Annotated in this window: 14 protein-coding genes; 6 read left to right on the top strand and 8 right to left on the bottom strand. The window is 46.4% G+C overall.

Annotation, left to right across the window (positions count from 1 at the left end):
- Window positions 1-6 precede the first annotated feature (6 nt).
- From argB to rplU, 8 genes are all read right to left on the bottom strand, one after another.
- Window positions 7-894: an acetylglutamate kinase gene (gene argB / locus MRK00_10325; protein MDR4517764.1), complete on the bottom strand. Its 888-nt coding sequence runs from the start codon at window positions 892-894 to the stop codon at window positions 7-9.
- A gap of 61 nt (window positions 895-955) precedes the next feature.
- Entirely contained in the window at window positions 956-1,453 is a 498-nt protein-coding gene (locus MRK00_10320; protein MDR4517763.1) for a chemotaxis protein CheW, read from the bottom strand.
- A gap of 10 nt (window positions 1,454-1,463) precedes the next feature.
- On the bottom strand, window positions 1,464-1,829 hold the full coding sequence (locus tag MRK00_10315; GenBank protein MDR4517762.1) for a response regulator: 366 nt from the start codon (window positions 1,827-1,829) through the stop codon (window positions 1,464-1,466).
- Window positions 1,830-1,874: 45 nt separating this feature from the next.
- Window positions 1,875-3,008, bottom strand: a complete 1,134-nt coding sequence (locus tag MRK00_10310; GenBank protein ID MDR4517761.1) for a heparan-alpha-glucosaminide N-acetyltransferase domain-containing protein — start codon at window positions 3,006-3,008, stop codon at window positions 1,875-1,877.
- 161 nt (window positions 3,009-3,169) lie between these two features.
- Window positions 3,170-4,279 (bottom strand): glutamate 5-kinase, encoded by a 1,110-nt coding sequence (proB, locus tag MRK00_10305; GenBank protein ID MDR4517760.1) that lies wholly within the window; start codon window positions 4,277-4,279, stop codon window positions 3,170-3,172.
- Window positions 4,280-4,297: 18 nt separating this feature from the next.
- Window positions 4,298-5,326 carry a GTPase ObgE gene (gene obgE, locus MRK00_10300; GenBank protein ID MDR4517759.1) on the bottom strand — a complete coding sequence of 343 codons (1,029 nt, stop codon included), beginning with the start codon at window positions 5,324-5,326 and terminating at the stop codon, window positions 4,298-4,300.
- A gap of 165 nt (window positions 5,327-5,491) precedes the next feature.
- A complete protein-coding gene (gene rpmA, locus MRK00_10295; GenBank protein MDR4517758.1) occupies window positions 5,492-5,749 on the bottom strand; it encodes a 50S ribosomal protein L27 in 258 nt (85 codons plus the stop codon).
- Between the two features lie 21 nt (window positions 5,750-5,770).
- Window positions 5,771-6,082 carry a 50S ribosomal protein L21 gene (rplU, locus tag MRK00_10290; protein MDR4517757.1) on the bottom strand — a complete coding sequence of 104 codons (312 nt, stop codon included), beginning with the start codon at window positions 6,080-6,082 and terminating at the stop codon, window positions 5,771-5,773.
- 149 nt (window positions 6,083-6,231) lie between these two features.
- On the opposite strand from rplU, the gene ispB reads away from it, so the two are divergent.
- The 6 genes from ispB to MRK00_10260 all read left to right on the top strand — a co-directional run bounded on the left by ispB (window position 6,232) and on the right by MRK00_10260 (window position 13,983).
- Window positions 6,232-7,200 carry an octaprenyl diphosphate synthase gene (ispB, locus tag MRK00_10285; protein ID MDR4517756.1) on the top strand — a complete coding sequence of 323 codons (969 nt, stop codon included), beginning with the start codon at window positions 6,232-6,234 and terminating at the stop codon, window positions 7,198-7,200.
- A 440-nt stretch (window positions 7,201-7,640) separates the two neighbouring features.
- Entirely contained in the window at window positions 7,641-8,030 is a 390-nt protein-coding gene (locus tag MRK00_10280) for an Hpt domain-containing protein (protein MDR4517755.1), read from the top strand.
- A complete protein-coding gene (locus MRK00_10275; GenBank protein MDR4517754.1) occupies window positions 8,027-10,156 on the top strand; it encodes an EAL domain-containing protein in 2,130 nt (709 codons plus the stop codon). Before MRK00_10280 ends, MRK00_10275 begins: the two co-directional genes overlap by 4 nt.
- Before the next feature lie 507 nt (window positions 10,157-10,663).
- Entirely contained in the window at window positions 10,664-10,915 is a 252-nt protein-coding gene (locus tag MRK00_10270) for a preprotein translocase subunit YajC (GenBank protein ID MDR4517753.1), read from the top strand.
- 4 nt (window positions 10,916-10,919) lie between these two features.
- The gene (locus MRK00_10265; protein MDR4517752.1) at window positions 10,920-12,581 is read left to right on the top strand and encodes an ATP-binding protein; all 1,662 of its coding nucleotides are present in this window, start codon (window positions 10,920-10,922) and stop codon (window positions 12,579-12,581) included.
- Window positions 12,571-13,983 (top strand): sigma-54 dependent transcriptional regulator, encoded by a 1,413-nt coding sequence (locus tag MRK00_10260; GenBank protein MDR4517751.1) that lies wholly within the window; start codon window positions 12,571-12,573, stop codon window positions 13,981-13,983. Before MRK00_10265 ends, MRK00_10260 begins: the two co-directional genes overlap by 11 nt.
- The last annotated feature ends 208 nt before the right edge of the window (window positions 13,984-14,191 follow it).

Genomic DNA, 14,191 nt, shown 5'->3' with positions numbered 1-14,191 from the left:
CTGCCGTTATTGATACCGGATCAATGTTCCCACACCCTGATCAGTAAGAATTTCCAGCAGCAACGCATGCTCGACGCGTCCGTCTATGATATGGCAGGATTTGACGCCTTTTTTGACCGCATCGAGTGCGGAGCCGATTTTAGGCAGCATGCCGCCGGAAATAGTGCCATCGGCAAAAAGTTCGTCCACTCTTTGCGCCGTTAACCCCGTCAATAACTGTCCTTCCTTATCGAGCACACCGGGTGTATTGGTCAGCAGAATCAGTTTTTCGGCACGCAGAATTTCGGCCAATTTGCCCGCGACAAGATCGGCGTTGATGTTATACGATTCACCTTCTTCGCCTACACCAATCGGTGCGATTACAGGAATAAAATCCTGACTGTCGAGCAATGCTATCAGTGACGGATCGACAGATTCGATTTCTCCAACCTGGCCGATACTGATCCACTCACCGATTTTTTCACGGTCCTGAACCAGCATCTTTTTAGCGCGGATAAAGGCACCGTCTTTTCCTGTCAGACCGACGGCCTTGCCGCCATGACGATTAATCAAATTGACAATGTCCTTATTGACCGAACCGCCGAGCACCATTTCCACCACATCCATGGTTTCCGCATCGGTGACGCGCATGCCCTGGATAAACTCTCCCTGCTTGCCGACGCGTTTGAGCATCTGGTCTATCTGAGGCCCCCCGCCGTGAATAACCACCGGATTCATGCCGACCAGCTTGAGCAACACGACATCTCGCGCAAAACCCTGCTTGAGGTTTTCTTCAACCATGGCGTTGCCGCCATATTTGATAACAATGGTTTTGCCATGGAAACGCTGAATATATGGCAGCGCCTCGGCCAGTATCTTGGCTTTATCTCTTGCAGTGGATTGTGAAATCGACATGATTGACTTTAATAAACAATTGAATCAAATATTGAGCAATGCGGTAATTGGTATTCGTGAATCAGCGTGCGATCTGTAGAAAATTCTTTTCCCGGGTGAGTGTTCTAAGGTCAAGTGCGTACCATGGCCTGTCTTCCTTATCCCGGTAAACATGGGTGACTCCGTTGCGTAACTCGACATCAGGCGTCTGATCCAGTTCGAATTCGGACAGATTCCTGATACCCAGCAAATTAGGCACGATAAATCCACTGTTAATTTTGTAGCTCGATGAAACCAGCAGAATACGGGATTTCAAGCCGAACGACTCCGGTTTACCGCTCAGGTACACACCCAGGTCTGTGATGCCATAAAGACTGCCATGCACATTGATAATACCCAGAAACCAGGGGTGTGTTAACGGCACGGGTACGATTTCCGGCACTTGTATGACCTCATTGATTTCTTTCATATGCACCAGATAACGATCATCGCCAATCAACAAACCCAACACGGTGTCAGACATGGCGGTCATAACTGCCGAATCGGAGTCTTTTAAGGAGTGTTCGCTGCTATCCATCATGTTATCTCGACTAGATTAACCGGGAAATTTTTTGCAACAGCTCTTCCGCCACAATCGGTTTGGCAAGATAATCTCTGGCGCCCTGGCGCAAACCCCAGATCTTATCGATCTCATGTCCTTTGGTACTGCAAATGATAATCGGAATGTTCTCTAGCGACTGATCTTTGGCAAATGCCCGCGTTGCCTGAAAACCATTGACACCCGGCATGACGACATCCATCAAAACAAGATCCGGTTTGTTCTCTTTCGCCTGGGCAATCGCCCGTTCACCATTTTCTGCCATAATCACTTCATAACCATTCCTGGTTAAAATGGAAGACAGTAAATGACGCTCCGTTGGAGAGTCATCCACGATTAAAATTTTTTTAATTGCCATTTCTTGCTTATCACGATATCAATCTGTTGCAGTCTAAACCCAGACTCATACAAAACGCAACACACTTTGTGGGTTCTGCCATTTGATCCTACGATAAACCAGACAGACCGGATAAAGCATGAGCAGGGCCAAAAGCGCCATAAGATAAGCCATTTCCAAATCGCCACGATCAAAAACCGCGCTCAACAACGCCAGCACAGCAAAATGGGCAAGATAAAAAAACAGTGCGGTTTGTCCAAACACCAGTACTGGCCCGTTACGGCGAACACCCGCAACTGATTCCAGTTGTATTAAAGCGGCCAGCATGATCGCCATCAACCCCAGTTCCAAAAGCGTGTAAGACAGGCTTGGTGGATATTTACTGACATGCAGCCATTGCACGATCGAGTTTCCTTCGAGCAACAAAAACATATTGCCATATCCATTCAAACCGCGAATCAGAACAAACGCCACCAATGCAACCAGGCCGCTGATCAGGAGCAAACGCTTAACGGGCAACGTATTAAGCGGCTTTGATATGAGCCACCCGCCAAACACCCAGCCCAGCATCATCATCGCCAGCCAGGGTATTGCGGGATACAAAACCGTATAGGTTTCGGTAAATACGGGCGCAAATGTCAGCGCAAGCCAGACCGGAACATCGCCACCGGGCTGCCATAACACGGTCAGCAGCAATTCGCTGCCAGTCAATATAACCATCGCCATAATCAGGACAATCCACATTCCGAGACGGCGCAGCCAAACCATCAGCATCATACCGACACCGATAGCATACAATACCTGCAACACCGGCTTTCCGGGAACCAGCGAAAATACACAGATATCCAGCAAAACGATAAAAACACCGCGTATCCATAGTTCACAGTCAATGGTTGGTTGCGACATACCTTGCTGCAAACGTTGCGCATTGCTGATGGCGATTGATGCTCCCGTCAGAAAAATAAAAGTAGGCGCGCAAATATGCGTAACCCAACGGGTCAGAAACTGATCGCTTGCAAAAACACTTCCGCTTTCATAGAGCAGAACAGAATCCGCGAAAATCCGACCCGAATTAAAAAAACCGGAAGCATGGTCCAGCGCCATCAATATCATGACAATGCCGCGCATCCAGTCAATGGCGGAAATTCGATTGAGCGTTTTATCAAAAACCCCGGTAGTCACGTGTCTGTAAGCGTTCAACACAAATTCAGGTACAATTAAGGTCGCCTTTAAAAACCCAAAGTTCTAAACAAGACAAGGCGGGAACAAAAAATGTTGACGCAGCATATGATTGATATGTAAGGAAACATTTTTTTGAGCAACGAAGTATTGTAACGAAATATGGATTTTTAAAGGTAACCTTAGAGCAATGCGAGATTATTGCGGTGTATCAGCTCCGCTTCATCGACATATCCCAGAATGGTTTCGATATGCGTGCTGGCCTTGCCCATTATTTTCCGGGTTTCTGTCGCATTATAATTAATCAGACCACGCGCAATCTCCCGGCCTTCAGGAGTAAGACACGCTACGGCTTCGCCCCGTTCAAAATCTCCATTAACCTGGGTTACACCGATAGGCAACAGGCTTTTACCGTCTATCACCAATGCATTGACGGCTCCATGATCCAGCATAATCGTGCCGCGCACCTGAAGATAGTCGGCAAGCCATTGTTTCCGTGCCGCCAATACTGGTATTGTCGCCAACAAACGCGTGCCTATGGATTCACCTTTGGCCATGCGTATCAGCACATCTGACTCATGACCCGAGGCGATGACTGTATGCGCTCCACTCCGCGCAGCGCGCTTGGCGGCAATCACTTTTGTCAGCATACCTCCGCTGCCGATACTGCTGCCAACACCACCCGCCATTTCCAGCAATGCCGGATCGGCCGCACTCACTTCAGACAGAAAAGTTGCATCATGATTTTTGCGCGGATCGCAGGTATATAATCCGGCCTGATCGGTCAATATTACCAACGCATCCGCTTCCGTCAAATTTGTCACCAGCGCTGCCAGGGTATCATTGTCACCAAAGCGGATTTCATCGGTAACCACGGTATCGTTCTCATTGATAATTGGAATAATTTCCAGTTTCAGCAATGTCATGAGCGTCGAACGCGCATTCAGGTAGCGCTCACGATTCGACAGATCGCCATGTGTGAGCAATATTTGCGCCGTATTCAGCTCATGAAAACCAAAGCTGGCCGCGTAGGCCTGTGCCAGGCCCATTTGTCCGACAGCAGCGGCGGCCTGCAGTTCATATAATGCGGTTGGCCGGGTATTCCAGTTCAGGCGTTGCATTCCTTCTGCTATGGCGCCCGAAGAAACCAGAACAACTTCCTTGCCCATCCGTTTGAGTTTGGCAATTTGTTCCGCCCAGTCCGCCAGTGCCGCGTGATCCAGACCTTTTCCCTGATTGGTGACCAGACTGCTGCCCACCTTGACGACTATACGACGCGCTTCTCTTAACATGACATACTGGCACCTAAATTAATCATCGGTCGATGATAAATGTTGTTCCAAATAATCCATAACTGCGTACGTCAGTTGTTTACATCCATCACCGGCAAGCGCCGATACAATAAAATATTTTTCCGTCCATCCAAGTTTTTGAATAAACTTCTGACAAATCTGATCACGTTGGTCTTCGGGCAGCATGTCCACTTTGTTCAACACCAGCCAGCGCGGTTTTATATACAGCGATTGATCAAATTTGCGCAATTCCTCGATCAGTGCCCGTGCTTCCTGCGCGGTATCCACATTCTCGTCAAATGGCGCCATATCCACCAGATGCAATAACAGCCGTGTGCGCGACAGATGTTTGAGAAAACGGTGTCCAAGACCAGCGCCTTCAGCAGCGCCTTCTATCAGTCCTGGAATATCGGCCATTACAAAGCTGCGATTCGAATCAATCCGGACCACACCCAGATTGGGTATTAACGTTGTAAAGGGGTAATCAGCCACCTTGGGCCGTGCTGCAGACACGGCGCGAATGAGCGTCGACTTGCCGGCATTAGGCATGCCCAACAAACCCACATCGGCCAGCACTTTGAGCTCCAGTTTTAATTCAAACTCCTGGCCGAGCTCACCATGAGTAAACTGACGGGGCGTACGATTCGTACTGGACTTAAAATGCAGATTACCGAGCCCCCCTGCTCCGCCTTTGGCAAGTAACACTTTCTGCCGATGATGAACGAGGTCTGCAACCACTTCACCGGTATTGTTATTCCTGACGACGGTACCCTCTGGCATACGTAGCACTATATCATCCGCACCTTTGCCATAGCACTCCGAACCCCGACCATTCTGTCCGTTTTTTGCACGATAAACCCGTGCAAAGCGATAATCCACCAATGTATTGATATTGCGATCAGCAACCGCATAAATACTGCCGCCCCTTCCGCCATCCCCACCATCGGGTCCGCCTTTGGGGATAAACTTTTCGCGACGAAAACTGGCCACACCATCTCCCCCCTTGCCGGCATAAACCTGAATCGTCGCTTCGTCAATGAACTTCATACCGTTACTTCAGAATATAAAACACGCTCCCAGTACGCTGTCCATGCGAAATTGCCGGGTTCAAACAATATCAGATAGATTGAGTACTGCCGCAACAGAATTAACAAACAAAAAAGCCCTATCATAGGGACAGGGCTTTAACAAAGAAATTTTGTTTTAAATAAATCAAACTGGAATAACGTCAACAACCTTATGTTTTAGTGCGCCTCTGATTCCAAAGCTTACTTTACCAGCCACTTTGGCAAATAAGGTATGATCCTTACCGATGCCCACATTTACGCCAGGATGAAACTGTGTACCGCGCTGCCGGACAATAATCGAACCGGCAGGTATCGATTCACCGCCAAAGCGCTTAACGCCCAGACGCTTCGATTGGGAGTCGCGTCCGTTTCTGGAACTACCACCCGCTTTTTTATGTGCCATTTATAAATACTCCTCAAATACTTAAGCCGAAATACCTGTAATCTGTATTTCAGTGTAATTTTGACGATGCCCTTGATGCTTTTGGTAATGTTTGCGGCGACGCATTTTAAATATACGTATCTTGTCATGCCTGCCTTGTCCCAAAACTGTAGCGTTTACAGTAGCGCCCTCGACCAGTGGTGTTCCCATGGAAATCTTGTCGCCATCAGCAACCATCAATACCTGGTCTATGACAAGTTCACTCCCTTTCTCAACATCGAGCTGTTCAACTTTCAGTTTTTCCCCAACTTTGATACGATATTGTTTGCCGCCGGTTTTTATAACCGCATACATAATTAAACTCCACACATCTCTTTTAAACAGAACCGGTAATTATACATAAGCAAACATCTTTTGTGGAGCAAAATTGCAAGGATTTCTTCGTTAATACTTGACACGAAAGTATGTCATTCCTAACATAGCGTTTTCTTCAAGGTAACAACGTGTCAATAGAACATATCAGGAGCTTTATTGCCCAGGACATGGGTACTGTGGATGAAGTCATCCGGCAAAAACTGCATTCGCATGTCGCGCTCATCCGTCAGGTCAGCGAATATATCATTAACAGTGGCGGCAAGCGCTTGCGTCCCGCGTTAGTCATTCTATCCGCGGGTTCTTTTGGCTATACCGGAAAATTTCATTACAATCTGGCTGCCGTTGTCGAATTTATTCATACTGCAACATTATTGCATGACGATGTCGTAGATGAATCCGAAATGCGCCGCAATAAAGAAACCGCCAATGCCCTGTTTGGCAATGCCGCCAGTGTACTTGTGGGAGATTTTCTTTATTCGCGGGCTTTCCAGATGATGGTTGAAGTCGACAATATGCGCGTCATGCAGGTACTGGCCGATGCCACCAATACCATTGCCGAAGGCGAGGTACTGCAACTGCTTAACTGTCGCGATCCGAATGTCAATGAAGAAAATTATTTGCAAGTCATCCGTTTCAAAACCGCAAAACTGTTCGAAGCCGCCAGCCGTCTAGGCGCATTACTTGGCAGTGCAACACCTGAGCAAGAAGAAGCCATGGCTGTCTATGGCATGCACCTCGGTACTGCATTTCAGCTTATCGATGATGTACTGGATTATTCAGGAGACAACCAGGATACCGGCAAGAATCTTGGCGATGATCTGGCGGAAGGCAAACCGACCTTACCATTGATTTATGCCATGCAGGCTGGCACCACAGAACAAGCGAACTTGATCCGCCAAGCCATCGAGGAAGGCGGCACAAACGGATTCCAGCCCGTACTCGATATCATCCAGCAAACTGCCGCGCTCGATTACGCCAGAAATTGCGCCCAGGCTGAAATTGAAACAGCCATTGCTGCCATTACCTGTTTAGCAGAATCCGAATACAAGGAATGTCTGATGCAGTTGGCCAGCTTCGCTGTGACACGAAATCACTAATCCAAGTTATCAGGCATGCATGTTAGATAGTGACACAATTATCAGAGAAGTTCAGATTTAACGCCTGGCAGATTTAACTCTTGGCTTAATCGCCTGCCGGTGACTTCACAAAAAAATTCTTTTTCAAGTATTCATTTTATTATTGTCTGTTGTTTGAAATTCGTTAGAGACGCGCACAGGTTTTTTACTTTACGCGCTCTAAATTTCCGATATAATTCAATAAACTTGCAAATACTGTATTGAAAAACTGTGACAGTCTATTTTCACCCAAAATTGTTTCACTACATACGGCCGCCAGGTGTCACTTGCCTTCCTTTTGGAATAAAAGAATTCAATTCAGTGGAAAATACCGGAACGGATCATTTTCTTCCGGTACATTACACGATCTTGATGCGCAGTAGAAACAAACCATCGCTACCTCGCAAAAGGAAATACTGACAATGGACGCCACACATTCAGGAGCCCCATCGGAATCCACGCCCGTCCTTAATCATGCACAAATCAGCGCGATTCGCAATCTTGATCCAGCAAACGGGGACAAGCTGGTCAAAAAAATTCTGCAAATATTTCTAGATACTTCCATTGATCTCATAAAGCAAATTGAAGATGCTGTAATCAACCAGAATGCCGAAGATTTGTGTCATGCCGCACATTCCTTAAAATCCAGCTCGGCCAATGTCGGCGCGGAAAGCCTCTCGGTAATCGCTAAAAAAATGGAGTTATGTGGAAGATCGTGCGAACTGAATCAAGCCAGACCGCTCCTGGATAATTTGCAACAGCAGTATCAACAAGCCGCCACTGAAATCAAAAAGCTACTGAACAAAGCATGACCGCTGACACGTTTAAAATTTTAATCGCTGATGATGATTTAACAGTCGGATACTTGATGCAGGCGGCACTGGAACAAGCCGGTTTCGTCGTTACACTGGCATGTGACGGCGAAGACGCCATTCGCAAATTTGAAACATCATCTCCCGATATGGTCATGCTTGATGTGGAGATGCCACATAAAAACGGTTATGAAGTATGTGCTTATTTACGCCAAAAAATCGGCAACGCACTGCCGATCATCATGGTTACAGGTATGGACGATGTACAATCGATCAATCAGGCATTCGATGTTGGCGCAACAGATTTTATATCCAAACCGATCAACTGGAATCTGATTCGTTACCGAATATTATATTTAAAACGCGCCTACCTGAATCTAATTGAGCTAAAACATGCCAATGCACGCAGCAAGGCAATTTTTAATGCAATTCCCGATGTGATGTTTATTCTGAATAATGATGGGGTCATCATTGAAAGATTAAGCCAACCCAACATTTCTCATTTTTTAACAATTAATCCGGGTAATTCGTTAACCGGATTTCTACCTGACAATATTGCCAAACTATACCAAGATACAATAAGGCTGGCCCGCGAAGATAATTCGGTCAAACACATTGAATATCAACTCAAACAAAACCAACAAAATAGCCAGTACTATGAATGCCGTATCGTTGCTATCGATGCTCAAGAAACGCTTTGCCTAGTTCGGAATATTACCGATCGCATAGACTCTGAAAGTAAAATTTTTCGCCTTGCCTATTTTGATGTATTAACCGGATTACCCAATCGCCTATCTTTCCTGGAACGGCTAAAACGAGAAGTCCCGCGCGCCAGATACGCGAACACCAAATTGGCAATCCTGTTTATGGACCTGGATGGATTCAAACACATTAACGACGCAATCGGTCATCAAACAGGTGATTTAGTACTACAATCAGCCGCAGAACGGCTGCAAAATTGCACGCGCTCTTCGGATTTTTTAGCCTATGGACAACAAAACGATGCCAATAAACACGAAACCGAGCTTGCGCGAATCGGTAGTGACGAGTTTACGATTATCATTCCCAATCTGCAACGCACAGAAGACGCCTTATTAATGGCGCATCGCATCCGAGAAATCATGCAGCAACCTTTTCATCTGGACAGCCGGGATTTAGTCTTGACAGCAAGTATTGGAATCGCGCTCTTTCCCGATGACGGAGAAGACGCCGAGACTTTACTGAAACATGCAGATACTGCAATGTATCATGCAAAGAACGAAGGCAGGAATAACTGCCAATTCTATAACAGCACACTTACTCATCAAGCTGAAAAACGATTGAATCTGGAGAATGACCTTCGTAATGCACTGTTAAATAACGAATTTCAGCTCGTCTACCAGCCGCAGTTTGATACTGAAAGCGGTAGTTTTCAGTCAGTTGAAGCACTCATTCGATGGCGCCATCCGACCCAGGGATGGATTTCACCGCTTGACTTTATTCCATTAGCCGAAGAAAACGGCTTGATTATTCCAATTGGGGAATGGGTATTGCGAACTGCATGTGCAACTGCGATTCAATGGCAGAATAACGGGCTTTGTTTGCGTGTTTCTGTCAACCTTTCACCGATGCAATTCAAAAATCCGGATTTAGTAAAAAGTGTATTAGACTCTTTGAGTGAGACAGGTCTATCGCCCAACAATCTTATTCTGGAAGTCACAGAAAGCGCGCTGATGGATCATAGCCAGGAAACCTTAAATACATTGAAGACGCTGCGCGATCACAATATTGAAATTTCGCTGGATGACTTTGGCACGGGTTATTCATCCATGAAGTACTTAAAACACCTCCCCATAAATAATATCAAGGTTGACAAAACCTTTGTCGACGACATGCTGGATGACAATAACAGTCTGGCTATCATCCGATCCATTATCTCCCTATCTAATAATCTGGGCTTTACAGTCACTGCAGAAGGTATTGAAACGCTCAATCAAGCCAGTGTTCTGAAGTATTTGGGATGCAATACTCTGCAAGGCTACTACTTCAGCAAACCTGTCGATTCACATGAGATTCTTACACTTGCTGACAGGCATTGGCACATACTGGAGACACAACCCATGGAAGCTCATTACACAAAAAAATGACAGGTATCAATCAACACGAACCCATTCAGAAATCGCCGCAATACGCATCGAAAAAAATAGTGGAAAAACCCGATTAATCCGGCGTTAAAATAACTTTTTTTCCATTATGCTTGTCTGTATTCAAATGACAAGTACAATCTGAAAATGGAACTGCAGATAAAGTCAATAACCTGTTGATGACATGGTTCCCGGCTTTATCCAATACACTATCCATATGATATAACTAGATTTAGTGAGCTTATCAGTGTGCACGGCAAGACGTGCGCTGCTGGAAATGACCGTTCATCGACAACAGGCGCAACGCAGCCCAAGGGCGCTGACAAGCTCGCCCACAGGGCGTTACCGTAGCATCCTGCAACCGCGTTGCAGTACTTGAAAAGGGAATAACCCTTTCCCGTGTACTGCGCCTTGTTGCATATCACCGCGGGAGCGCGCACCTGACAAAATCATTGGATAGAATACTGGCTTCATTTGTCGATTGTTATGTCACTGAGGAGGAATATAATTTTGGGTAAGCTCGTTTTTTTCTTAATTATTGCCGTCCTGATTTATTGGATTTTAAAATCACGTTCATCAGAACAAGCAGAAAACCTGGAAGAGAGTAGCAAAGCGGAAGACACTGCACAAAAATCACTCGAAGAAATGGTGCGATGCGCCTACTGTGGCGTTCACTTACCCAGAAGTGAGAGCATCACGAGTCAAGGGGAGTTTTTCTGCAGCAACGAACATCGCCTGGAGCATCTTGATTCATCATCATAACACTGTGATTACAGATACTTTCTCTCCCGCGCAACTTAAGCCGCGAAACGAATCGCACAATTGTGAACCCACTTATACCGATTCGTTTTGGCACTCGCTGTTTTTATTTAATATCTCGCGCATCATCATCACCAGCGGATTGATCACACTGGCCTGGTCATTTCAATATACCAGCCTGGGCTCACACGATTACACGGTATTCTTATATGCTGCTTCACTGCATCTGCTACTGAGCAGCCTGTTCATGTTGCTGATCAAATTGCGCAGACCCAATTTCAACTGGCAATTGATGCAGCAAGTCTGCGCTGATGTCTTTTTTATCTGTATCATGATCTATGTCAGTGGTGGGCTGGAAAGTGGATTGGGTATTCTACTCATGGTTTCGCTCGCCGGGGCCGGTCTTATCAGCAAAGGAAGAATGGCGTTATTTTTTGCATCAGTGGCCACAGTCGGCGTCCTGCTGCAAGAAATCTATGCCTTCCTTTATATCGAGCCCCATTCAGCTCAATTCACGCATGCGGCATTACTCAGCATAAGTTTCTTCGCGGTGAGCTGGCTCGCACATCAATTGGCCTCCCGCACAATCGCCAGCGAGAAACTAGCCCACGAGCGAGGCATCGAGCTTGCCAACATGGCGCTAGTCAATCAACTGATCATTCAGGAATTGCAGGAAGGCACACTGGTTGTCGATAAAAACGGGAATATTCATCAATGTAATTCATATGCTGAGAAATTATTGGGTCTTGAAAGACACCCGAATTATTTCAAACCGCTCAAACTCAATGAATATGCACCGGAACTGGCATCCAAACTGTTCAATTGGCGCAACTACGCCGACACATCATCAGAACTCCTGCGTTTGTCGATAAACAATACACTGGTCAGAACACGCTTTGTGCCCATTGAAAACAATCCGCACGCGAGCGCCATAATTTATCTGGAAGACACAAGCCGGATTCAATCACAGATTCAACAAATGAAACTGGCTGCTCTAGGCCGGCTGACAGCCAATATTGCCCATGAAATCCGTAATCCTTTGTCTTCCATCTGTCACGCAACAGAACTTCTGGAAGAAGATGAACAAATTACAAAAACAACCGGTAATCACCGTTTGCTTCATATCATTCATGATAATGCTCAACGTCTAAATAAAATTGTACAAGATATTTTACAATTGAACCGACGTGATGCAGTCAAACCAGAATCCCTTGATGCCAGGTACTTTGTTCAATCCTTTATAGAGGATTTTTGCTTGACAGAGAAAATTGATAAATCAGTTTTTCAACTGGATTATGCTCATGGTGCAACCGAGTTCCGGATCAATTTCGACCAGAACCATTTGCACCAGATACTCTGGAATTTATGCCGTAATGCCTGGCGGTATTGCCGTCAACAGCAGGGAAGTATCGTAGTCAAATTGACCCGCTGCAACACAACGCACAGAATCCTTTTTGATATCCAGGATGACGGAGCCGGCGTCCCCAATCATCAATTAAAACAACTGTTTGAGCCTTTCTTTACGACAGACGCCAACGGCACCGGCCTTGGTCTTTATATTTCACGCGAACTCTGCGAAGCCAATCACGCCTCGATCGAGTACATTTTCGGTACCGGTGGCGGGCATTTCAGAATGAATTGTGCGAACGCCAGTCATCATGTCCAGTAAAGACAATCATTCTCAGGAAACACTCGCTCACAAATCAGCGCCGTATGTTTTGATTGTTGATGACGAGCCGGATATTATCGAATTGCTCGAATTAACACTGGCGCGCATGGGCATGAATGTAGCCAGCACGATGAGTACACATGAGGCCAGAGCGTTACTGCAATCACGTTCGTTTCAGTTGTGTCTGACCGACATGCGATTGCCGGATGGCACCGGACTGGACCTGGTTCAATATATTGCCCAACACCATGCAGGTCTTCCGATAGCTGTCATCACGGCATATGGCACGCCGGAAAATGCTGTTGCAGCATTAAAAGCCGGCGCCTTTGATTATCTGACCAAGCCGGTATCGCTAAAACAACTGCGCGACCTGGTCAAATCGGCATTAAGTCTGCCACCTATACATATTGAAGAAACACCGACAAAACACACGGACAAGCGACGCACACTGCTCGGTGAATCGCAACCCATGCGCACACTGCGGGCAACGATTGAAAAGCTGTCCCGCAGTCAGGCCGCTGTTTACATTAGCGGCGAATCCGGTAGCGGCAAGGAACTTGCGGCACGAATGATCCATGAAAGAAGTGCACGGCATGGTCAGGCGTTTGTTCCGGTCAATTGCGGCGCAATCCCCGAAAACCTGATGGAAAGCGAATTCTTTGGTTACAAAAAAGGGGCTTTCACAGGCGCAGACAAAGACCATGACGGTTTTTTCCTGGCCGCAAACGGCGGCACGCTGTTTCTTGACGAAGTTGCAGACTTGCCGCTCACCATGCAGGTGAAACTGCTCAGAGTCATCCAGGAAAAGCAGGTTCGCAAACTCGGTGACGTGCAGGAAAAAAATATTGACGTACGTATTATCAGCGCCACGCATAAGAAACTGAACGAATGCGTTGAAGACGGACAATTTCGCCAGGATTTGTATTACCGGTTGAATGTCATTGAACTGGACATGCCTGCTTTACGTGAAATGCGTGAAGACATTCCATCCATCGCAGAAAACATACTGACAAAAATCTGTCAGGAAACCGGCAGACCCATCTGCCACCTCGACAAAGCAGCGCTGGCAGCACTCACGAATTATGATTTTCCCGGCAATGTACGCGAACTGGAAAACATTCTGGAGCGCACCCTGGCATTGAGCCCAGACGAAAAAATTGGCAAAAATGAATTACAGCTCAAATCCAGAGAAACCCAAAAAGACCCCGGCGGCACATCATCGGACATAGCCGACCAGAAACTTCCACTACAGGATTATCTGGACAGACTTGAAAGAGAATCCATTATCAAGGCATTGGAACAAACCCGCTACAACAGAACAGCTGCAGCAAAAATACTTGGGATTACGGTACGCTCCATGCGTTATCGTATGGACCGGCTTGGTTTGCAGCTCAAAAAATAAAACAGGCCATAGCTTCACTACAGTCCAGCTTATCTCCTAGAGTTGAAAAAAGCGCTAGAGCATACTACATTACCGGATTTATACAGATAATGCATGTCTGCTTAATACGTTTGCTTTGCGTCATACTTGTGGGCAAAACCTTCTTGTTTACAGGCACTCTAGTGCACGCGCAATGGACATTGAACAAAACCTTGATGCCACAGGGTTT

Source organism: Nitrosomonas sp., from assembly GCA_031316255.1.
Taxonomy (GTDB): Bacteria; Pseudomonadota; Gammaproteobacteria; order Burkholderiales; family Nitrosomonadaceae; genus Nitrosomonas.
This window is presented reverse-complemented; position numbering and strand designations above follow the sequence as displayed.